The following is a 21,219-nucleotide window of genomic DNA, read 5'->3' on the forward strand; positions in this document are numbered from 1 at the left end:
ATCTGGGACCTTGCCACCACCCCGTATAGAGACCACCAGCGAAGCGAGTTCCACGATGTCCCAGGGCGCCACCGCCAACGGCAGCCGGACAACGGCGCCGGCTCCTGCCGCGGCCAAAGAGCAGCGGGTCACGAAGCAGCGTCTCGCGGTCAGTGCGGTCCTCGACGAGCTGACGGACTTCGTCAGCACCCAGGAGCTGCACCGCATCCTGCAGGAGCGCGGCACGTCGGTGTCCCTGGCCACGTCGTACCGGATCCTGCAGTCCCTCGCTGATGAGGGCCTGGTGGACGTCCTCCGGAATACAGACGGCGAGGCCGTCTACCGGCGCTGCGCCGTCACCGGCCATCACCACCACCTGCTGTGCCGCAGCTGCGGCAAGGCCGTTGAAGTCGAGGCGCCCGCGGTTGAGGCCTGGGCCGCGCGGACCGCCACCGAACACGGCTTCACCGCGGTGGAACACACTGTCGAGATTTTCGGGCTGTGCCCGGAGTGCACGGCCCGTACTGCCGGCTAGGCCCTGGGTCCCCGGGCGGGAGCAAGAGCGTCCTCGGCATCCTCGGCGTCGTCGGCCGTGATCAGGATGTTGCCCTCCGAAATGGATTCGGACAGCACGTCGTGCTCGATGGCCGTGGCCAGCGGCTTCTGCTTCACGAAGCACATCAGCACGGCGGCCGCCAGTGCCAGCGGCACCATCCAGATGAAGATGGGCGTGAGAGCGTCGTTGTAGGAGGAGATGATGGCTTCCTTGACGGGCGCAGGCAGATGGCTGACCACCGCCGGAGTCAGCGAGTTCGATCCTCCCGGGGCGCCTCCCCCGGTGGCCGCTGCCGGCAGCCGCTGGGCGAGCAGCTCGGCCAGCCGGCTCGCGAAGAGGCTTCCGACCACAGCGGAGCCAAGGGTGGCGCCGATCTGCCGGAAGAAGTTGTTCGACGCCGTTGCGGTGCCGACTTCACGCAGCGGGAAGGAGTTCTGCACGATCAGCACCATGATCTGCATGCTCAGGCCCAGCCCCAGGCCCATCACGGCGAGGTACGCGCAGATTTCCCACAGCGGCGCTCCCGGCTTCAGGGTGGAGAGCAGCACGAGGGCGACGGCGACCAGCAGACCGCCGGCAATCGGCATCCACTTGTAGCGGCCGGTGCGGCTGACCAGCTGGCCGGAGACGACCGAGGCAACCAGCAGGGCGCCCATCATTGGGATCATCAGCAGCCCGGATTCGGTGGCGTTGACGCTGAAGGCCATCTGCAGGTACGTCGGCAGGTAGCCGATGGCGCCGAACATGGCCACACCGATCAGCAGGCCGGCAATCGTGGAGAGGTTGAAGTTGAGGTCCCTGAACAGGTGCAGCGGAATGATCGGCTCGGCCGTGCGCCGCTCCACCAGGACGAAGGCGACGGCGCTGAGGACTGCGCCGGCAATCAGGGCCAGGATAATCGGATCGGTCCATTCGTATTTCCCGCCGCCCCAGGTCGCGAAGAGCACAAGGCAGGTCGTAGCGATCGCGAGCAGCACCATGCCGCCGAGGTCCAGCCGCGGCTTGCCGCTGTGCTTGGGCAGCTTCAGGAAGAACACGGCTCCGGCCAGCGCCAGCAGGCCGAGGGGGATGTTGATCCAGAACACCCAGCGCCAGCCGGGCCCTTCGGTGAACCAGCCGCCCAGCAAGGGTCCTGCGACGGAGGCGATGGCAAAGACGCCACCCATCATTCCCATGTACTTTCCGCGTTCGCGGGGCGGCACGACGTCGGCGATGACCGCCTGCGACAGGATCATCAGGCCGCCGCCACCGAGGCCCTGCACGACGCGGGCGGTAATAAGGACACCCATGTCGTTGGCGAGGCCGCCGATGACGGAACCGATCATAAACAGGACGATGGCCGCGATCAGCAGGGCCTTGCGTCCCATGAGGTCGCCGAGTTTGCCGTAGATCGGCATGGTGATGGTGGAGGCGAGGATGAACGCGGTGATGACCCAGAGCATGTCGCTGACGCCGTGGAGTTCGCCCACGATGGTGGGCAGGGCCGTGCTGAGCACCGTCTGGTTCAGTGCCGCCAGCAGCATCGAGAGCATCAGGCCGACGAACAGCAGCACCATGTGCTGCTTTTCTCCGGCAGGTCCCGTGGCGGGGACAGCTTGCGTGGTCATGAGAGTTTCCTTAGGAGTTCGTGGAGCAGGGCCAACGACGGCTGGAGCGTTTCCGCGGAGAGCCCCTCGACGGGGTCGAAATCGGCGGAGGTGATTTTGAAGCGGATGGGGACGCCGGAGATCATGACCAGCATGCGCGCGGACTCTTCGGGGCCGAAACCTGCGGCACCGGCCGCCCAGCCGGGATCCTCTGCCAGCAGGCCGGCGAGTCCCTGGCAGACGAGGGTTTCCGCTTTGACCATGTAGTCCATGTGGCGGCGGCCCAGGTGGGGATCCCGGGCGATCAGCCGGCGGCGGCGTGCGCGGCCGTCGCCCCCGAGCGCGGTCGAGGCCACGGACATCAGGAGGCGGGCAACCTGCCCCACCAGATCGTCCGCGGTGAGTGAGATCGGGGTGAGCAGCGATGCCTCCAGGACAGGCTCGCGCAGGCCCAGGATGGCATCTTCCTTCGCCTGGAAATAGTTGAAGAAGGTGCGCGGGGAGACGCCGGCACTGGCCGCAATGGCCTCGACCGTGGTCTGCTCGACGCCGTTCTTCAGGGCGAGCGATGCGGCCGCCTCGTGGAGGGCCGTCCAGGTCTCAGCCTTTTTGCGCTCCCGCAGGGGCAGCGAAACGGCATCAGTCATGGGCTAAATAATTGCACGACTGCAACGATTGCACAAATGCATACTTGCAGTGATGCACACTTACGGCTTCAGGCTGCGGCCTCAGGCGGCCGGCACCGCCGCACCGCGGACAACCCGGCCGTTGAGTCCGCGTTTGGCCCGGGCGCCGCCGATCACGCGGCAGATGACGTAGATGAGGAAGGACAACGTGGTCACGTAGGGGCTGATGGGGATCCGGCCGCCAAGGGCCAGCAGGATGCCGCCCACGGTCGCCGTCACGGCGAACACGACACTCAGGACCACCACCAGCCGCGGCGACGACGTCACGCGCATGGCGGCAGCCGCGGGGGTGATGAGCAGTGCCAGCACCAGGAGGGCGCCAACAATCTGGATGGAGAGCGCCACGCTGACGCCAAGCAGCAGCATAAATCCGAGGGCCAGCGCCCGCACGGGCACGCCGCGGGCGGCGGCGACGTCGGGGTCGACACTGGCAAACGTCAGCGGCCGCCAGATGGCGACCAGGGCCAGCATCACGACGACGGCGGCCCCCGCCAGGACCTGCAGCTGGACGGTGCCGACGGAGACGATCTGCCCGGTGAGCAGGCCAAACTTGTTGGCCGCACGGCCCTCATAGAGCGAAAGGAAGAGGATGCCCAGGCCGAGACCGAACGGCATGAGCACCCCGATGGTCGAATTCTTGTCCCTGGCGCGGACCCCCATCAGGCCCAGCAGCAGGGCGGCGGCCACGGATCCCGCCAGGGACCCCAGCACAACGTCGACGCCGATCAACAGGGCGAAGGCCGCACCGGCGAAGGAGAGCTCGGAGATTCCGTGCACAGCGAAGGCCAGGTCCCGCTTCATAACGAAAGTTCCCACCAGGCCGCCCAGCAGGCCGAGGACCGCCCCGGCCCAGATCGAGTTCTGGACGAGAATGAGCAGGTCGCCATAGTTTTCGAAGTTGAAGATTGAATTGAGCAGGCTGTCGAGGTCCACCTAGCCCGCCTCCCCCGCCACCGCGTGTGCGTCTTCGTGGTGGTGCGTCGTGGCATCGGGGACACCGACCACCACCATCCGGCCGTTCGCGTTGATTACTTCGACCCGGCTGCCATACAGGTCGGACAGGACCTCGGTGGTCATGACTTCCTCCGGCGGCCCCACCCGGAACCGTCCGCCGGCCAGGTACAGCACCCGGTCGACGTAGTCCACGATGGGGTTGATCTCGTGCGTCACAAACACCACGGCGCTGTCCTGCTCGTGGCACTGTGCGTTGATCAGCGCGCTGACAGCCTGCTGATGCTGAAGGTCAAGGGACAGCAGGGGCTCGTCACACAGGAGGACCTTCGGATCGGCGGCCAAGGCCTGCGCCACCCGAAGCCGCTGCTGCTCCCCGCCGGAGAGCTGACCCACCGGCACCTTCGCATAGTCCTGCGCGCCCACGAGATCGAGCAGCCGGTCGATTTTTTGGTTCGCCCGGGCACTGCCGAGGCGGATTCCCCAGCGGTGGCCATCGACTCCCAGGCCCACCAGGTCGCGGGCCCGCAGCGGCGTGTCGGGGTCGAAGGACTTCTGCTGCGGGACGTAGCCGATTCGCCGGCTCCCCCGCTCCACGGGGTGGCCGTCCAGCACCGCAGTCCCGGACGTGAGCTCCTGCAGTCCGAGCAGCACTTTGAGGAACGTCGTCTTGCCGCTGCCGTTGGGGCCGAGGACGGCGAAGAATTCACCCGGGTTGATGTCCAGATCCAGGTTCTCCCAGAGCGTCCGTTCGCCGAACGCGAGGGAGGCACCGCGGAGACTCACTACAGGGGTCAACTTGGCTTTCCTCGATTTCTGCGCAAGCTTGGACGCTTACACTCTCTGCACGCGCGGTCTACTCACGCCGTTCCGATAATCTTAGGCCCCGCCCGCCCCGGACCGGGGTCATTCGGGCTGGTCCCGTTACTGCCACCGGGGCTGATGCCCCGGGAGGGATCTCAGGAGAGGGTCCGGACGATGCCGTCCACGTTGTCCGTCATCCACGGAAGGTAACCCTTACCGTCCGGGAGGGTCTCGCTGAAGTCCAGCACCGGGACCCCGGCCGACACGGCGGCATCCTTCAGGGCGAGGGTCTGCGGCCCCTCGGTCTGGAGGTTGTAGGCCAGCAGCTTGACGCCGCCGGAGCCCACCTGGTCAACGGCGGCCTTCAGCACGGCGGGCGGGACGTCGGCGTCGGATTCGATGGCCGACAGGTACTCGGCGGGGGTTTTGTTTTCCAGCCCTGCAGCCTCCAGCAGGTACAGCGGCACCGGTTCGGTGACGGCGGCCGCACCCGGGCCGGCCGAGGCCTTGACGGCGGCCAGCTTGGATTCCAGCGCCCCCAGCGAGTCCTTGAATGCCGCCGCATTGCTGCGGAACATCTCCGCGGACGACGGTTCCAGCTCGCCAAGCTTGGCCGCGACGGCATCCGCCAGGCGGGCCATGGCCGGCAGGCTGTACCAGACGTGCTCGTTGAAGCCCGCATGGTCATGGCCGTGCCCGTCGGCGTCGGGCGAGGCGCCGGCTTCCTCTTCCGGGACCAGCCCGGAGAGCTCCACCGCATTCAGGACCCGGCCGTGGTCGAGCCCCGTGTCGTCGGCGAGCTTGTGGATGAAGCCGTCATAGCCGCCGCCGTTCTCGACGAGCAGTTCGGCCTTGGACACCGCCAGCTTGTCCTGGGTTGTCGCCTCGTAGGAGTGCGGGTCCTGGCTGGTGCGGGTGATGATCGACTCGACGCGCACCTTGTCGCCGCCGATGGTGCTGACAATGTCGCCGTAGACGCTGGTGGAGGCTACGACGTCGACAATTCCGTCGTCGGCGCTCCCCTGCGGATTGCCCGGGGTCTGTCCGCAGGCCGTCAGGAGCACACTCAGGCCTGCAAAAGCGGCAACAATGGCACGGGCAGCGGGACGACGCACGGAAAACCTCGGATCTGTTATTGAGAATCAGGAGCAATAGCAACAGTTTTGAGTGTAGCCCTAAATAGGAATGATTCCTATTTAGGGCTACCTCCGGCCTGTGGACTACTGGTCCTGGCCAAGCCTCCGGTAGCCGGTGGCCTGGGTGGCGTCCCTGATCTCGCCGACGAGCTCCTCGATGACGTCCTCAAGGAACAGCACACCCTGGGTGTTGCCGTCCGCCCCAATTACGCGGGCCAGGTGCGATCCGGTCCGCTGCATCACGGACATGGCCTTCTCGATCTCGTCGTCCATGGACAGGTTGGCCAGGGACCGGATATGGCTTTCGGCGATCGGCTGGTGGTAGGCCGCATCCGGGATGGACAGCACATCCTTGATGTGGAGGTAGCCCGAGAGCATCCCGTCATCGTCCAGCATCGGAAAGCGCGAGAACCCGGTCCGACTCACGGCCTTTTCAAACTCCACCGGTGTGGTGGCCGACTTCAACATCACCAGTTTGTCCAGCGGGACCATCACACGCGACGCAGTATGTTCCGAGAACTCCAGCGCACCGGTGATCAGACCGGCGTCGTCATCCACGAGGCCATGGCGCGTCGATTCCTGCACGATGGACTGGACTTCCTCGAGCGTGAAGGAGGACGTGACCTCGTCTTTTGGCTCGATCCGCATCAGTTTCAGGATGTGGTTGGCGGACCAGTTCAGGGCAACGATCACCGGCTTCACCACGCGCGCGACGAACATCAGCGGCGGCGCCAGCAGCAGGGCCGCCTTGTCCGCCACGGACACCGAAATGTTCTTCGGCACCATCTCGCCGATCGTGACGTGGAGGAAAGTGACCAGCAGCAGGGCGACGGCGAACGCGGCGATGTCCGCGATCTCCACCGGAACGCCGACCGCTTCCAGCGGCACCACCATCAAATGATGGATTGCCGGTTCCGCGACCTGCAGGATCAGCAGCGAACAGACAGTGATGCCCAGCTGTGCGCAGGCCAGCATTAGCGAGACGTTCTCCATCGCGCGCAGCGTGGTTTGCGCGCGCTTGGATCCCGCCTCGGCCAGGGGCTCGATCTGGCTCCGGCGCGCGGACATGACCGCGAACTCGGCACCAACGAAGAAGGCGTTGCCGAGCAGCAGCACAACAAGCCAGAGAATTCCCGCCCAGTCGCTCATGCGGCACCAACCTGCCCGGCCGGGTGGTTCCCGCCCTGGACACGGACGGGCTTGAAGCAGATCCGGTCGATCCGGCGCCCGTCCATGCGGGTGACGCTCAAGGTCCCGCCGCCGACGTCGACGGTGTCACCGACCGCGGCAATCCGGCCCAGCTGGCTCATGACGTAGCCTCCCACCGTTTCGTAGGCAGACTCGTCGGGCACGGTCAGGCCCGGGATCTGTTCGGAGAGTTCATCCGGGCGGAGCAGGCCCGGGAAGTACCAGTCCCCCGAGGCGCTCTGGAGCAGTCCCGGCCGGACCTTGTCGTGCTCATCGGCAACTTCTCCGACGATTTCCTCCACCAGGTCCTCAAGGGTGGCGATGCCGGCGGTTCCGCCGTATTCGTCCAGGACCACGGCCAGCTGCAGGTTGCCTTCGCGCAATTCCGCCAGCAGGGCGTCCAGGTGGATGGTTTCCGGAACCCGGAGCACGTCGGTCATGATCGCGCCGGCTTCCAGATTGGCGCGCCGGTCCGAGGGCACGGCGATGGCCTTCTTGATGTGCACCACACCGCGGATGTCGTCGGAGGATTCCCCGATGACCGGGAACCGCGAATAGCCGGTGCGGCGTGCGGCGTCCACAATGTCGGACACGGGCTGGTCGCCGTCGATGGTCTCGACCCGGATGCGGGGCGTCATCACGTCCGCTGCCGTCCGCCCCGAGAACTTGAGCGTCCGGGCGATGAAGTTGGCGGTGCCGGCGTCGAGGGTTCCCATCGCCGCCGAGCGGCGCACGAGGGAAGCCAGCTCGGCCGGAGTCCGCGCGCCCGAAATCTCTTCCTTGGCCTCGAGGCCAAAGATGTTGAGCACCTTGTTGGAGAAGCCGTTCAGCACCACGATGGCGGGTTTGAAGATGGCCGTGAAGATCAGCTGCGGGCGGGCCAAAGCCTTGCCGACCTGGAAGGACAGCGCGATCGCCATGTTCTTCGGCACCAGCTCGCCGATCAGCATGGACAGGAGCGTCGCGAACGCCATCGCAAGAATCAGCGACACCGAGGAAATAGCGGCTTCAGGCAGCCCCAGGGCGGCCAGCGGCCCTTCGAGCAGCGCGCCGACCGATGGCTCCATAACGTAACCGGTCAGCAGGGTGGTGATGGTGATGCCCAGCTGGCAGCTGGAGAGCTGCGTGGACAGGGATTTGAGGCATTTGAGCAGGGGCGCGGCGGCAGTGTCGCCGTCATCCACAGCCCGCTGGACCGTCGCCTGGTCAAGGGCAACGAGGGAGAATTCAACGGCTACGAAAAAACCGGTTCCGAGGATGAGCAGAAGGCCTGCGCCGAGAAGGAGCCACTCCATTTAGCGGCCCGCTTCCGGGGCCGCGGCACCATGGGGGTGCTCGTGGGATCTGCCCGGCGGAGGATGGTCAGCCGAGGCCGACCCTGATTCCTGGAAGGCTCCGGTGTGGCTTGCCGGAGAGTGATGGGCGCGTGAACGGGGTTTGCCGGCTCTTCGGGAAGACTGCGCGGGAACGGATTCCGTTCCCCGCTGACAGCCCCCAGGCCGGCACCTAGATTTACTGTCCATAAGAATTTCAGTCTACAGGAGCGCCCGGCGCGGCCGCCGTCATGACACCGCCGGGAGGCGCCCGACGCCGGCCGCCTCCGTCCGCGGCAACTCACCAGCTCTGCGGGACCGGACGGCCTTCCTCGTAGCCGGCCGCTGACTGGATTCCTGCCACGGCGCGTTCCCGGAACGACGCCAGGTCCGCCGAGCCGGCGTAGCTCATGGAGCTGCGGAGCCCGGCGGTAATCATGTCCAGCAGGTCCTCGACGCCGGGCCTCGCCGGATCAATGAACATCCGGGAGGTGGAGATGCCCTCCTCGAACAGGGCCTTGCGGTCCTTTTCGAAGGCTCCCTCGCGCTGGTTGCGGTTCTGAACGGCCCGGGCGGACGCCATGCCGAAGCTTTCCTTGTATTGCCGTCCGCCGGCGTCCTGCATCAGGTCCCCCGGGCTCTCATGCGTGCCGGCGAACCAGGATCCGATCATGACCTGGCTTGCCCCGGCCGCCAGGGCGAGCGCGACGTCGCGCGGGTAGCGGACACCGCCGTCGGCCCAGACCCGGCCGCCGGCCGCCCGGGCGGCAGCCGAGCATTCCAGCACGGCGGAGAACTGCGGCCGCCCCACGGCCGTCATCATGCGGGTGGTGCACATGGCGCCGGGGCCAACACCGACCTTGACGATGTCCGCCCCGGCCTGGATGAGTTCGCGCGTCGCCTCGGCTGTGACGACGTTGCCCGCCACGACGGGAACGCCCGGGTTGAGGCCCTTGACCGCGGCCAGTGCATCAAACATTTTCTGCTGGTGGCCGTGTGCTGTGTCCAGGACCAGCACATTGACCCCGGCGGCCAGGAGTTCCGCGGCCCGCCCGGCGACGTCGCCGTTGATCCCGACGGCGGCCGCCACCTTGAGCCTGCCGCCAGCGTCCAGCGAGGGCCGGTACAGCGTGGAGCGCAGGGCGCCCTTCCGGGTGAGGACCCCGGCCAGGACACCATCCCGCTGCACGGGCGCAAAGTCGGTCCCTGCAGCGTCCATCGCGTCGAAGGCGCCGCGCAGGCCCGGGCCTGCGTCGCCGTCGGGCGTGGCGTCCAGCATGGCGGCGTCAAGGACCAGCGGCTGGCGCATCACCGAGGCGAGCGAGGCGAAACGGTCCTGGCCCTCGCAGTCGGCAGCCCGGACGATGCCGCCCACCGCACCCGAGTCATCGACCACAATGACCGCCCCATGCGGACGCTTGCCCATCAGGTGCAGGGCATCGATGACGGTGTCGGCCGGCGACAGCGTGACCGGAGTTTCCAGGACGGCGTGGCGGGTCTTGAGCCAGGCTGTCACGTCGCGGATCACGTCCAGCGGCACGTCCTGCGGCAGCACCGCCAGCCCACCGCGCCGGGCCATGGTCTCGGCCATACGCTTGCCGGTCACCGCCGTCATGTTGGCCGCGACCAGAGGAATCGTGGACCCCGTCCCGTCATCCGCGGCCAGGTCCACGTCCAGCCTGGAGGTGACGTCGGAACGGGACGGTACCAGGAATAGGTCCGAGTAGGTCAGGTCGGTGGTGGGCTCTGTCAGGAAACGCACGGCTGCTCCTTAAAGTAAGCAAAAATTGGCATTCCGGTGCTCAACGGGTTCTCTGAGCGATTCTAGCGAGGCTTCCCGCGGCCCGCAGACCCGTCCGGCCCGCTGTCCGGGCGGGCGCCGGAGCGGCCGAAAGGACGGCCGGAAGATGCGTCGCGGCGGCGCTTTGAGCCGACTTGATGATTTGAGTCACCCTTATTGGCGGTTTGGCAAGGATCGTCACTAGACTGGCAGGGGTCTGGGTTCACTGGACGCGGAGACTGGTTCAACCGTTGTGCTGCGGCACCGTGAAACCAGTGGGAATCAAACTCATGGAAGAGGCGTAATTCAAGTGCCAGAGCAGCCTAGCCACCGTCTACCAGAGGAATTTGGCGGAAACGAGTGGCTCGTTGACGAACTGTACGAGCGGTATCAGCAGGACAAGAACACGGTGGATGCCAAGTGGTGGCCCCTGTTCGAATCCTTTGGCGCCGGAGACAGTTCCTCCACCAACGGAGCCTCAGGCGCAGCGGCAGTTGCGCGCCCCGCCACCCGCGAACTTCCCGTTGTATCCCCGGCGGCCCCGGCAGCGCAGCCGGCCGCACCTGCTGCACCCGCCCCCGCCGCCGCTCCCGCAGCGAAGAAGGCCCCGGCCACCGTTGCCCGCGACGGTTCCAAGACTTCGGAAGCCGGCCCCGGCACGGCGCCGATCCCGGCCCAGCTGCCCAAGAACATCAAGGCCCCGACCGCCCCCGAGGAAGACGTCGTCTCCGTCCTCCGCGGCCCGGCCAAGGCGATCGCCACCAACATGATCACCAGCCTGGAGGTTCCGACCGCCACCAGCGTGCGGGCGATCCCGGCGAAGCTGCTGATCGACAACCGCGTGGTGATCAACTCCAACCTTGCCCGTGCACGCGGCGGCAAGGTTTCCTTCACGCACCTGATCGGCTACGCGGTCATCCGCGCCCTGGCCCAGTTCCCCTCGATGAACGTCTACTACGACGAGGTGGACGGCAAGCCTGTCGCAGTCCAGCCGGCCCACGTCAACTTCGGCATCGCCATCGACATGCCCAAGCCGGACGGCACCCGCCTGCTGATGGTCCCGAACATCAAGAAGGCGGAGACCCTCAACTTCTCCGAGTTCTGGCACACCTACGAGGACCTGATCAAGCGCGCCCGCGCCGGCAAGCTCACGGCCGATGACCACTCCGGCACCACGGTCTCCCTGACCAACCCCGGCGGCATCGGCACGGTGCACTCGGTGCCGCGGCTGTCCAAGGGACAGGCCGCCATCATCGGCGTCGGCGCGTTGGACTACCCGGCGGAATTCCAGGGCGCCAGCGAGAAGATCATTGCGCACAACGCCATCAGCAAGGTCCTCACGCTGACCTCCACCTATGACCACCGCGTCATCCAGGGTGCCGGCAGCGGCGAGTTCCTGAAGCTGGTCCACCAGCTCCTGCTCGGTGCCCAGAACTTCTACGACGAGATCTTCGAGTCGCTGCGCATCCCCTACGAGCCCGTGCGCTGGAGCCCGGACCTGCAGGTGGACCCGGCCGACGAGATCAACAAGGTCGCCCGGATCCAGCAGCTCATCCACGCCTACCGCGTCCGCGGCCACCTGATGGCGGACACCGATCCGCTCGAGTATGTCCAGCGCAAGCACCCGGACCTCGACGTCCTGACCTACGGCCTGACGCTGTGGGACCTGGACCGCGAATGGCCCACCGGCGGCTTCGGCGGCAAGCCGATGCTCAAGTTCCGCGACATCCTTGGGGTCCTCCGTGACGCCTACTGCCGCACCGCCGGTATTGAGTACATGCACATCCAGGACCCGGCCGAGCGCAAGTGGTTCCAGGACCAGATCGAGCACCCGTACTCCAAGCCGAGCCGTGACGAGCAGCTGCGCATCGTCTCCAAGCTCAACGCTGCCGAGGCATTCGAGACCTTCCTGCAGACGAAGTTCGTCGGCCAGAAGCGCTTCTCGCTCGAGGGCGGCGAATCCCTGATCCCGCTGCTGGACGCCATCATCTCCGACGCTGCCGACGACGAACTCGACGAAGTCGCGATCGGCATGGCCCACCGCGGCCGGCTCAACGTGCTCACCAACATTGCCGGAAAGACCTACGCCCAGGTCTTCCGCGAATTTGAGGGCACCCAGGACCCGCGCTCCGTGCAGGGCTCGGGCGACGTCAAGTACCACCTCGGCACCGAGGGCACCTTCACGTCGGACAACGGCAAGGAGACCAAGGTCTACCTGGCCGCCAACCCGTCCCACCTCGAAGCCGTGGACTCCGTCCTCGAAGGCATCGTCCGCGCCAAGCAGGACCGCCTCGACCAGGGCGAAGCCTTCCCCGTGCTGCCGATCATGGTGCACGGCGACGCCGCTTTCGCCGGCCAGGGTGTCGTCGCGGAGACGCTCAACCTCTCCCAGCTTCGCGGCTACCGCACCGGCGGCACCATCCACATCGTGGTCAACAACCAGGTCGGTTTCACCACCGCCCCGTCCTCGTCGCGTTCGTCCACCTACTCCACGGACGTCGCCAAGATGATCCAGGCCCCGGTGTTCCACGTGAACGGCGACGACCCGGAGGCAGTGGTCCGCATCGGCCAGCTCGCCTACGAGTTCCGCCAGCGGTTCCACAAGGACGTTGTCATCGACATGGTCTGCTACCGCCGCCGCGGCCACAACGAGGGCGACGACCCCTCGATGACCCAGCCGCTGATGTACAACCTGATCGAGGCCAAGCGCTCGGTCCGCAAGCTGTACACGGAATCCCTGATCGGCCGCGGTGACATCACCGAGGAAGAAGCCGAGCAGCTGCTGCGCGACTACCAGGAGCGGCTGGAGCGGGTCTTCGCGGAGACCCATGCCGCGCAGACCTCCCCGATTCCGATCATCACGGCGGACTCCGCCGCGGTATCCGATCTGGAGCGCCCGATGGCCCAGCAGTCCGATTCCGGTATCAGCGCCCCTGCATCGACGGCGATCTCCGCCGAGACGCTGGCGCGCATCGGCAAGGCACACATCGACATCCCCGAGGGGTTCACGGTCCACGCCAAGCTCAAGCAGCTGCTCGAGAAGCGCGAAGTCATGTCCCGCGAAGGCGGCATCGACTGGGGCTTCGGCGAGCTGGCAGCCTTCGGTTCCCTCATCATGGAAGGCGTTCCCGTCCGGCTCGCCGGCCAGGACTCGCGCCGCGGCACGTTCGTGCAGCGCCACGCCGTCTTCCACGACCGCGCCAACGGTGACGAGTGGCTGCCCCTGGCGCACCTCTCCGATGACCAGGCCAAGCTGTGGATCTACGACTCCCTGCTCTCGGAATACGCGGCCATGGGCTTCGAATACGGCTACTCGGTGGAACGCCCGGATGCCTTGGTGCTGTGGGAGGCGCAGTTCGGTGACTTCGTCAACGGAGCGCAGACCATCATCGACGAGTTCATCTCCTCGGCCGAGCAGAAGTGGGGCCAGCGCTCGTCGCTCGTGCTGATGCTGCCGCACGGCTACGAGGGCCAGGGACCGGACCACTCCTCCGCGCGGATCGAGCGCTTCCTGCAGATGTGCGCCGAAGAGAACATGATCGTGGCAAACCCCACGACCTCGGCGTCGCACTTCCACCTGCTGCGCCGCCAGGCCTACAGCCGGCCGCGGAAGCCGCTCATCATCTTCACCCCGAAGCAGCTGCTCCGCCTCAAGGCCGCAGCGTCTTCCGTGGAGGACTTCACGACCGGCACCTTCCGGCCGGTCATCCCCGAGCACGAGCAGCTGCAGGGCGACGCCGTCGAACGTGTCCTGCTGGTCTCCGGCCGCCTGTACTACGATCTGCTGTCCACCCGGCAGAAGACCGGCGACAAGACCACGGCGATCATCCGGGTCGAGCAGCTATACCCGCTGCCGGCCGCCGAGATCGCGGCGGAGCTTGCCAAGTACCCGAACGCCGAGGTTGTCTGGGCCCAGGACGAGCCCGCCAACCAGGGTCCGTGGCCGTTCATCGGCCTGAACCTTCCGGACGCGCTGGACCGCCGGGTCCGCCTCGTTTCCCGCCCTGCCTCGGCTTCCACCGCGGCAGGATCGATGAAGCGCCACTCGGCCGAGCAGGACACGCTGCTCAAGCAGGCATTCGCACGTAAGTAAGGTCAACGCTGCCCGGCCGGAGATTGAAACACGCAACTCCGGCCGGGCAGTGTTGTTTAACCGGAAACCGTCCCCCGGCATCGCTGTCGTCCGGGGACGGTTCAATGGACGCTCTGGAGTGAAGAGGTAGTCGTGGAAGATCGAAAGCTGCGGATCGCGGCCGTGGGCGATGAACTGCTGGCCGGGCTCGGTGACCCCCGGGCACTGGGCTGGCTGGGCCGGGTCCTGGCGCGAACGCCGCAGGACGGACTGTCGCTTGAATGCTACTCGCTCCCCTGCCCGCAGGAGGGAACGGAGGGCCTGGCCGCCCGCTGGCATGAGGAAGCCGGCCGCCGGTTCAACAGCCACCACGAGAACCGCCTGGTGATCGGCCTCTCCGGCCGCGATGTCGAGTTTGGCCTCTCCACGGCACGCAGCCGGCTCAACCTTGCCAACATCCTCGACTCCGCGTCGCAGAGCAAGATCGAAGTCTTTGTCGTGGGCCCGCCGCCCTCCCTGGACCCGGCCCAGAACCGCCGGCTTGGCGAGCTCAACACGGCCTTCGCCGACGTCACCACACGCCGCAAACACCTTTACGTGGACACCTTCTCGCCGCTGCTGAACCACGAACAGTGGCGGCAGGACCTCGCAGCCAACGGGGGCACCCCCGGCCAGGCCGGCTACGGGCTGATGGCGTGGCTGGTGCTGCACCGGGGCTGGTTCCAGTGGCTGGGTATGGACGCTCCGGAATAGCAAACCGCACTTCGCCGGGAATTTCGCGATATATCTTGACCGTGCCGATCCGGCGATATATCGTGACTTCATAGTCACGATATATCGCAAAAGTTGGCACGAAGTATCGCCCTTCCCGGAGGAACCATGTCAGAGAACAACTGGACCGTCACCGGTCCGCAGACCATCGACGTCGACGGCGTCCGCTCACTGAAGCTCGGCATTGTCCGGGGCCGGTTCGACATCGTCACCCACGAGGAGCCAGTCGCCAGGATCGAGGTCTCCGAGGTCTCCGGCGATCCGCTGGCGGTCAGCCTCGTCGACGGGCGCCTCGAGGTCCGGCACCAGCTGCACGGTCCGCAGGGCTGGTTCAAGAACCTGATGGACACCGTCAGCAACAACAGCAACAACTCGGTGGTCATCAGCATCGCCCTCCCGGCCGGCGTCGAGGTCGAGGCCGGCACCGTCAGCGGCGACGGCATGGTGTCCGGAATCAGCGGACACACCCGGCTCAACACGGTGTCCGGGTCCGTCCTGGCCGACGGCACGTCCGGTGACCTGTCCGTCAACACCGTCAGCGGCGAAGTCATCGCCCGCAACCACAACGGCGTACTGACGGCCAAAAGCGTCTCGGGCGAGGTCACTGCCTCCGGCGATTTCAGCCACATCCGCGCCAACACGGTCAGCGGAGACCTGAGCTTCGACCTGCACGGTTTCACCCAGGACTTTGGCGCCAATTCGGTCTCGGGTGATGTCACCATCCGCCTCCCGCACGACGTCGGCGTGGACATCATTGCCAAGTCCGCCAGTGGCGCCGTCGTCATTGGCGACACAAAATACGTCCAGCCCGGCGGCGCCGTCCAGACCATCGCCGGACCCGACAGCCAGCTCATGCTGGTCCGCACCAATTCCGTCTCGGGCAAAACGTCGATCTTCCACCGCCCGCCGGGCGCGGACAGCGAAACGGGGCTCTGATGCCCCCGGTCTTCGCCCACGGCGCCCTCCGGCTCTACCTGCTCGCCCTGCTGGAGACGGGCCCGAAGCACGGCTACGAACTCATCAAGGCGCTCAGCGAACGCTTCGGCGGCACGTACTCCCCCAGCGCCGGGACCATCTATCCGCGGCTCGGCAAGCTTGAGGAGGAAGGGCTCGTGGCCACCCACACCGAAGGCCGCCGGACGTGCTACAGCATCACCCCGGCAGGGCTCGTGGAGCTGAACAGCCGGCGGGACGAACTTGCCGGCGTGGAAAACGACATTTCCGCGTCGGTCCGGAGGCTCGCGGACAACCTGCGGCAGGACATCAAGGTCAACATGCGCGGGCTGCGGGCGGACCTGGCCGCAACGGCCGAGGCTGCCCGCTCCTCGGCCCGGGCGGCAGGGTCAACCGTCGCCTCGCTGGCGGGTCAGCGCTATTCACAGGAGGGCGACGGCCGGCTGCGGGAAGCGGAGATGCTGGTGCAGGCCTTCCGCGACGACATCAGGGTGGAATTGCGCCGCCACGGCGGCCGGCATCCAATCACGCCCGTCACGCTGGAGACGGTCAGGACGGTGCTGGACCAGGCCCGGATCTCCATCCGGAATTCCCTGGAATGATTCGTTTTGCTGCGTAATTGACCCCCCGGGACACTTCCCGGGCCGCCGGTTCGCGGCGGGTGCGCTGATGTGGGAGACTTGAGGGCAGCTCTTTTGAGTACCAAAAATTAAGGAGGCCAGCTATGAGCAAGCGTGCACGTAAACGTCGTGACCGTAAGCGTGGCGGCGCGAACCACGGCAAGCGCCCCAACGCCTAAGCAACGCTTAGGAACCACAGCTTTGGACAGATGACCCCGGAAACCTCACGGTTTCCGGGGTCATCTGTTTAACAACGTTCCAGGCGGCGCCGGGCCTGTTTGGGTCAGGCCTCGACGGGGTTGCTCGAGTGGATCCGGTCCAGGATCGAGTTCTTCAGGTTCTCCGGGGCGGCTTCCGTGCACGAACGCTTGACCATCACGCGGATGACACATTCGAGGTCGTACTGCTCAAAGCATTCGGGGCAGCCCTCCAGGTGGTCCTTGATCTCGGCGATGTCATCGTGAGTGAGGGCACCATCCAGATACTCGTAGATACGTTGCATCCGGGCGTCGTCGCAGTCGCCCAGTCCCTGGCAGTCGCTCATTTCCTGTTCTCCTGTTTGTTGCTTCCGGCCGCAGCGGTGGCATCGGCGGCCCTGAATCCCCGCTCGGCGGCATAGTCGGCGAGCATGTCCCGCAGCATCTTCCGGCCCCGGTGCAGACGGGACATCACGGTCCCGATCGGGGTGTTCATGATGTCTGAAATTTCCTTGTACGCGAATCCCTCGACGTCGGCGAAGTACACCGCCAGCCGGAATTCCTCCGGGATGGCCTGCAGCGCCCGCTTTACGTCGGAATCCGGCAGGTGGTCCAGCGCCTCGGCCTCGGCCGAGCGGAGTCCCGAGGACGTGTGCGACTCTGCCCGGGCGAGCTGCCAGTCCTCGATCGTGTCCGAGTTGGACTGCAAAGGCTCGCGCTGCCGCTTGCGGTAGAGGTTGATGTAAGTGTTTGTCAGGATGCGGTAGAGCCAGGCTTTCAGGTTGGTGCCCGGCTTGTACTGGTGGAAAGCCGAAAAGGCCTTCGTGTACGCCTCCTGCACGAGGTCCTCGGCATCCGCGGGATTCCGGGCCATCCTCATGGCCGCGGAATACAACTGGTCCACATACTGCATGGCGTCCCGTTCGAACCGCACGCGGCGGTCCTCCGCCGTTTCCGTCGCGACATCGAGTGCCTGGCCGTCCACGATCAGCTCCTGGGCGGCCGCATCCTGAACTGCGCTTGATTCCAGGGCAGGGGTGGAAAGTGCGCCGGCAGTGCCGGCGACAGGTGACTCGGCAGGCGTGGCGCCGTTTCCGGACGCCTCGTGCATGGCCGCAACGGCCGGATCCATGGTGCTCATTGCCTTCAAGTCTACTGTCACCTTCCGGCGCGCGTCCGGAATCGCCGGCACGCCTCCATCCTGCAGGGCCATCGTCCACAACTCTGCGGCGTCCGCCGCGGGCTGCATGGTGTCCCTGATAAGCGTTGCGTCCCGGGTGAAACCGTCCTTCACCAGAATCAAATTTCCGCCTCCCTGGCGCCGCGCCGGAGTTCTCCAGCCTCACCACCGTGTTTCAGCCCGTCATGCGGGCTGACCTGACTCGTTATCCTGCTCGTGTTGTCCCGCAATGTCCTGCGCTGTCCTGCTCCTTGACCACCGCAGACCAACCGCCGGGACCTGTCATTCACAACCCCGCCGGGCGGGCAAATATTCCGCAAAAGTGCAAGACTAGAACCGGTTCTCCCGCATTGATTCCGCGGTTCGTCCATCCAGGAGGAAATTCATGTCCTTTGTCCGCTTTCTCGCCCGGCCCATGCTCGCCTCCAGTTTCGTCCTTGCAGGCATGGACAAGCTCAAGAATGCGGATGACACCGCGACGCAGCTCTCACCCCTGCTGCGCCGCGCGGCTGAATCCCTACCCTTCCAGACCAACGAGAAGGTCCTGGCCCGCGTTATCGGCGGCACCCAGATTGGAGCGGGCGTCCTCTTCGCGCTCGGCAAGTCAGCACGCCTGGCCGCCACCGTCCTGGCCGCGATCTCCGCGCTCAACGGCTACGTTGAATGGCGCAGTGCGGACATCACGTCCAAGGAAGGGCGCGAGGCCCGCCGCAAGCAGCTGCTCAAGAACGTCACGCTGACCGGCGGCGTGCTGCTGGCCGCCGTCGACACAAACGGCAGGCCCAGCCTGGCCTGGCGCGCCGAGCATCTGGCCGCGGACGCCAAGAAGAACGCCGGCCACCTCGCCGCTGATGTCAGGAAGACCACCGGCAAGCAGCTGAAGAAGGCCGACAAGGCCGTGCGCAAAGCCGTAGACCACACCCACGGAGCCTAAAACAGCAATGACAGGCACCACCCCCACCGCCGCTGCCCACCCCCTTCCGGCCGGGACCGCTCCGCTGTGGCGGGCGCCCTTCGCCGAACGGCCCGTTGACGCGACGGTCACTGTGCCGGGATCGAAGTCCCTGACCAACCGGTACCTCGTGCTGGCGGCCCTCGCCGACGGGCCCTCCCGGTTGCGCGCTCCCCTGCACTCCCGGGACTCTGCCCTCATGATCGAGGCGCTGCGCCAGTTGGGGGCCAGCATCGTGGAGGTTCCCGGCGACGGCGACTTCGGCCCGGACCTGGAAATCACCCCCATCACCCCCGGCGTTGCCGCTGCGGACACCGTGATCGACTGCGGCCTGGCCGGGACGGTCATGCGCTTCGTGCCGCCCGTCGCGGCCCTGCGCCGGGGAGTGTCACTGTTCGACGGCGATCCGCATGCGCGCAAGCGCCCCATGGGCACCATCATCGAGGCCCTGGCCGGCCTTGGCGTCGCCGTCAGCGCGCCCGACGGCGGAACGGCGTCGTCGCTGCCGTTCACCGTCCGGGGCACGGGTGAAGTCCGCGGCGGGCACCTCGTGATCGATGCCAGCGCCTCGTCCCAGTTTGTCTCCGCGCTGCTGCTGGCCGGCGCCCGCTTCGCCGAAGGCCTCCATCTGGAGCACCGCAGCACCAAAAACCCGGGCAAGCCCGTGCCGAGCCTGGACCACATCAACATGACCGTGGCCGTGCTGCGCGGCGTCGGCGTGGCGGTTGATGACTCCGTGCCGAACCACTGGGTTGTCTCCCCCGGTCCGATCCGGGCCTTTGACCAGCGGATCGAACAGGACCTCTCCAACGCCGGACCGTTCCTCGCGGCGGCCCTGGCCACCCGCGGGACGGTGCGGATCCCCAACTGGCCTGCAGAGACCACGCAGGTCGGCGACCTCTGGCGCGGAATCCTGACCGCCATGGGCGCGAACGTGACGCTGACGGACGGCACCCTGACCGTCACCGGCGGACCCGAGATCACGGGTGCGGACTTCGACGAGACCAGCGAACTCGCCCCGACGGTCGCCGCACTGTGCGCCCTCGCCTCCGGACCCTCACGGCTGACCGGAATCGCCCACCTCCGCGGGCACGAAACCGACCGGCTCGCCGCCCTCGTGGCCGAGATCAACCGCCTGGGCGGCGATGCCGAGGAGACCGCCGACGGCCTCGTCATCCGCCCCGCGCCGCTGCACGGCGGCGTCGTCCACAGCTATGCCGACCACCGCATGGCCACCGCTGGTGCCATCCTGGGCCTGGCCGTGCCCGGCGTCGAGGTCGAGGACATCGCGACCACGGCCAAGACCATGCCGGACTTCCCGCAGCTCTGGGAAGCCATGCTGGCGCAGCGAACCACTGCAGAGAAGGACTCCGCCGGTGGCACGCAGCACTGATTCCTGGGACGAATCCGACGTCCGGATCCGCCCCAACAAGAAGGGCACCCGGCCCCGCACCAAGGACCGGCCCGCCTACGACGACGCCGTGACCGGGCGGATCATCACCGTTGACCGCGGCCGCTACACCGCCGTCGTCGCCGAAGGCTCACCCGAAGAACGCAAGATCATCGCCGCCCGCGCCCGGGAGCTGCGGCGCAACCCCGTGGTGGCCGGCGACTTCGTCTCACTCGTCGGCGATGTCAGCGGCGAACCGGACACGCTGGCGCGGCTGGTCAAGATCCAGGACCGCAGGACCCTGCTGCGGCGCAGCGCCGACGACACGGACCCGATCGAGCGCGCCGTCGTCGCCAATGCCGACACATTGGTGATCGTCGTGGCGGCCGCCAACCCCGAGCCGAGGACCGGCTTCATCGACCGCGCCCTCGTCGCCGCGTACGACGCCGGCATCGAGCCGCTGCTGCTCGTCACCAAGGCCGACGTCAAGGACCCCGCGGAACTCCTCTCCAACTACCAGCACCTTGATTTCCCCGTGATCATCTCCAAGACGGCGGATTCCGCGGCGTCCGGCATCGACGCCCGCTCGGACGACGGGCTGTCCGCCCGGCTGGACAAGGACGCCGTCTCCGAGCTGCGCGCCCATCTCGACGGGAAGGTCACCGTCATGCTGGGCCATTCCGGCGTCGGCAAATCCACCATGGTCAATGCCCTGACCGGCGCCGAGCGCGCCACCGGCGGCGTCAACGCCGTCACCGGACGCGGCCGGCACACGTCCTCCTCCGCCCTGGCCCTGAAGGTCAACGATGCCCCGGCGGGCAGCTGGATCATCGACACCCCGGGCATCCGATCCTTCGGCCTGGCCCATGTGGACCCGGACCGGATCCTGCGGTCCTTCCCGGACCTCGAGCCCGGCACCGACGACTGCGAGCGGGGCTGCAAGCACGATTCCAGCGCGGTCAACTGCGGGGTGGACGCCTGGGTGGCCGCCGGCCACGCGGGCGAATCCGGCCCGGCCCGGCTCGCCTCGCTCCGCCGCCTGCTGGGCACGGACCCGCGGATGGAAGCGCAGGACGTCAAGGAACTGGGCACCGTCTCGTAGCC

Annotated in this window: 18 protein-coding genes; 8 read left to right on the plus strand and 10 right to left on the minus strand. The window is 66.9% G+C overall.

The window, feature by feature from the left end:
- Nucleotides 1-55 precede the first annotated feature (55 nt).
- Nucleotides 56-514, plus strand: a complete 459-nt coding sequence (locus tag LDO13_RS12165) for a Fur family transcriptional regulator (protein WP_224049774.1) — start codon at nt 56-58, stop codon at nt 512-514.
- Here LDO13_RS12165 and LDO13_RS12170 read toward each other — a convergent pair.
- The 8 genes from LDO13_RS12170 to LDO13_RS12205 form a co-directional block, all read right to left on the minus strand.
- Nucleotides 511-2,142, minus strand: coding sequence for an MDR family MFS transporter (locus tag LDO13_RS12170; protein WP_224046989.1), 1,632 nt, complete (start codon nt 2,140-2,142; stop codon nt 511-513). The genes LDO13_RS12165 and LDO13_RS12170 overlap by 4 nt on opposite strands.
- Nucleotides 2,139-2,768, minus strand: coding sequence for a TetR/AcrR family transcriptional regulator (locus LDO13_RS12175; RefSeq protein ID WP_224046990.1), 630 nt, complete (start codon nt 2,766-2,768; stop codon nt 2,139-2,141). The genes LDO13_RS12170 and LDO13_RS12175 overlap by 4 nt, the downstream gene beginning before the upstream one ends.
- A gap of 81 nt (nt 2,769-2,849) precedes the next feature.
- Complete coding sequence (locus LDO13_RS12180) at nt 2,850-3,740, minus strand: metal ABC transporter permease (RefSeq protein WP_224046991.1); 891 nt, start codon at nt 3,738-3,740, stop codon at nt 2,850-2,852.
- Nucleotides 3,741-4,556, minus strand: coding sequence for a metal ABC transporter ATP-binding protein (locus tag LDO13_RS12185; RefSeq protein ID WP_224046992.1), 816 nt, complete (start codon nt 4,554-4,556; stop codon nt 3,741-3,743). It abuts the gene before it with no gap.
- A 161-nt stretch (nt 4,557-4,717) separates the two neighbouring features.
- Complete coding sequence (locus LDO13_RS12190; RefSeq protein WP_224046993.1) at nt 4,718-5,677, minus strand: zinc ABC transporter substrate-binding protein; 960 nt, start codon at nt 5,675-5,677, stop codon at nt 4,718-4,720.
- Nucleotides 5,678-5,782: 105 nt separating this feature from the next.
- Nucleotides 5,783-6,847 (minus strand): hemolysin family protein, encoded by a 1,065-nt coding sequence (locus LDO13_RS12195; protein ID WP_224046994.1) that lies wholly within the window; start codon nt 6,845-6,847, stop codon nt 5,783-5,785.
- Complete coding sequence (locus LDO13_RS12200; RefSeq protein ID WP_224046995.1) at nt 6,844-8,181, minus strand: hemolysin family protein; 1,338 nt, start codon at nt 8,179-8,181, stop codon at nt 6,844-6,846. The genes LDO13_RS12195 and LDO13_RS12200 overlap by 4 nt, the downstream gene beginning before the upstream one ends.
- Nucleotides 8,182-8,500: 319 nt before the next feature.
- Nucleotides 8,501-9,961 (minus strand): GuaB1 family IMP dehydrogenase-related protein, encoded by a 1,461-nt coding sequence (locus LDO13_RS12205; protein ID WP_224046996.1) that lies wholly within the window; start codon nt 9,959-9,961, stop codon nt 8,501-8,503.
- A 328-nt stretch (nt 9,962-10,289) separates the two neighbouring features.
- Here LDO13_RS12205 and LDO13_RS12210 point away from each other — a divergent pair, with 328 nt between their 5' ends.
- The 4 genes from LDO13_RS12210 to LDO13_RS12225 all read left to right on the plus strand — a co-directional run bounded on the left by LDO13_RS12210 (nt 10,290) and on the right by LDO13_RS12225 (nt 16,378).
- Nucleotides 10,290-14,072: a multifunctional oxoglutarate decarboxylase/oxoglutarate dehydrogenase thiamine pyrophosphate-binding subunit/dihydrolipoyllysine-residue succinyltransferase subunit gene (locus LDO13_RS12210; RefSeq protein ID WP_224046997.1), complete on the plus strand. Its 3,783-nt coding sequence runs from the start codon at nt 10,290-10,292 to the stop codon at nt 14,070-14,072.
- Nucleotides 14,073-14,204: 132 nt separating this feature from the next.
- Nucleotides 14,205-14,804 carry a GDSL-type esterase/lipase family protein gene (locus LDO13_RS12215; RefSeq protein WP_224046998.1) on the plus strand — a complete coding sequence of 200 codons (600 nt, stop codon included), beginning with the start codon at nt 14,205-14,207 and terminating at the stop codon, nt 14,802-14,804.
- 126 nt (nt 14,805-14,930) lie between these two features.
- Nucleotides 14,931-15,758: a DUF4097 family beta strand repeat-containing protein gene (locus tag LDO13_RS12220; protein WP_224046999.1), complete on the plus strand. Its 828-nt coding sequence runs from the start codon at nt 14,931-14,933 to the stop codon at nt 15,756-15,758.
- Nucleotides 15,758-16,378 (plus strand): PadR family transcriptional regulator, encoded by a 621-nt coding sequence (locus LDO13_RS12225; protein WP_224047000.1) that lies wholly within the window; start codon nt 15,758-15,760, stop codon nt 16,376-16,378. Before LDO13_RS12220 ends, LDO13_RS12225 begins: the two co-directional genes overlap by 1 nt.
- 301 nt (nt 16,379-16,679) lie before the next feature.
- Here LDO13_RS12225 and rsrA read toward each other — a convergent pair whose 3' ends face one another.
- Both rsrA and LDO13_RS12235 read right to left on the minus strand, forming a co-directional pair.
- Nucleotides 16,680-16,940 carry a mycothiol system anti-sigma-R factor gene (gene rsrA / locus LDO13_RS12230; RefSeq protein WP_224047001.1) on the minus strand — a complete coding sequence of 87 codons (261 nt, stop codon included), beginning with the start codon at nt 16,938-16,940 and terminating at the stop codon, nt 16,680-16,682.
- A complete protein-coding gene (locus LDO13_RS12235) occupies nt 16,937-17,734 on the minus strand; it encodes a sigma-70 family RNA polymerase sigma factor (protein WP_224047002.1) in 798 nt (265 codons plus the stop codon). The genes rsrA and LDO13_RS12235 overlap by 4 nt, the downstream gene beginning before the upstream one ends.
- Nucleotides 17,735-18,158: 424 nt before the next feature.
- Between LDO13_RS12235 and LDO13_RS12240 the strand changes: the two genes are divergently transcribed.
- Genes LDO13_RS12240 through LDO13_RS12250 form a run of 3 tightly spaced genes read left to right on the plus strand, consistent with a single transcriptional unit; the run spans nt 18,159 to nt 21,217 of the window.
- Nucleotides 18,159-18,707, plus strand: a complete 549-nt coding sequence (locus LDO13_RS12240) for a DoxX family protein (RefSeq protein WP_224047003.1) — start codon at nt 18,159-18,161, stop codon at nt 18,705-18,707.
- Nucleotides 18,708-18,714: 7 nt separating this feature from the next.
- Nucleotides 18,715-20,118, plus strand: a complete 1,404-nt coding sequence (aroA, locus tag LDO13_RS12245) for a 3-phosphoshikimate 1-carboxyvinyltransferase (protein ID WP_224047004.1) — start codon at nt 18,715-18,717, stop codon at nt 20,116-20,118.
- Nucleotides 20,102-21,217: a ribosome small subunit-dependent GTPase A gene (locus LDO13_RS12250; RefSeq protein ID WP_224047005.1), complete on the plus strand. Its 1,116-nt coding sequence runs from the start codon at nt 20,102-20,104 to the stop codon at nt 21,215-21,217. The genes aroA and LDO13_RS12250 overlap by 17 nt, the downstream gene beginning before the upstream one ends.
- Nucleotides 21,218-21,219: the final 2 nt, after the last annotated feature.

It is taken from the genome of Arthrobacter sp. NicSoilB4 (assembly GCF_019977335.1).
In the GTDB taxonomy this organism is placed as follows: Bacteria; Actinomycetota; Actinomycetes; order Actinomycetales; family Micrococcaceae; genus Arthrobacter.

What these genes read in the sequence shown, in the direction of transcription:
- LDO13_RS12165 (WP_224049774.1), top strand. Translation starts at nt 56, where the DNA reads ATGTCCCAGGGCGCCACCGCCAACGGCAGCCGGACAACGGCGCCGGCT.
- LDO13_RS12170 (WP_224046989.1), bottom strand. Translation starts at nt 2,142, where the DNA reads ATGACCACGCAAGCTGTCCCCGCCACGGGACCTGCCGGAGAAAAGCAG.
- LDO13_RS12175 (WP_224046990.1), bottom strand. Translation starts at nt 2,768, where the DNA reads ATGACTGATGCCGTTTCGCTGCCCCTGCGGGAGCGCAAAAAGGCTGAG.
- LDO13_RS12195 (WP_224046994.1), bottom strand. Translation starts at nt 6,847, where the DNA reads ATGAGCGACTGGGCGGGAATTCTCTGGCTTGTTGTGCTGCTGCTCGGC.
- LDO13_RS12200 (WP_224046995.1), bottom strand. Translation starts at nt 8,181, where the DNA reads ATGGAGTGGCTCCTTCTCGGCGCAGGCCTTCTGCTCATCCTCGGAACC.
- LDO13_RS12220 (WP_224046999.1), top strand. Translation starts at nt 14,931, where the DNA reads ATGTCAGAGAACAACTGGACCGTCACCGGTCCGCAGACCATCGACGTC.
- LDO13_RS12225 (WP_224047000.1), top strand. Translation starts at nt 15,758, where the DNA reads ATGCCCCCGGTCTTCGCCCACGGCGCCCTCCGGCTCTACCTGCTCGCC.
- rsrA (WP_224047001.1), bottom strand. Translation starts at nt 16,940, where the DNA reads ATGAGCGACTGCCAGGGACTGGGCGACTGCGACGACGCCCGGATGCAA.
- LDO13_RS12235 (WP_224047002.1), bottom strand. Translation starts at nt 17,734, where the DNA reads ATGAGCACCATGGATCCGGCCGTTGCGGCCATGCACGAGGCGTCCGGA.
- LDO13_RS12240 (WP_224047003.1), top strand. Translation starts at nt 18,159, where the DNA reads ATGTCCTTTGTCCGCTTTCTCGCCCGGCCCATGCTCGCCTCCAGTTTC.
- aroA (WP_224047004.1), top strand. Translation starts at nt 18,715, where the DNA reads ATGACAGGCACCACCCCCACCGCCGCTGCCCACCCCCTTCCGGCCGGG.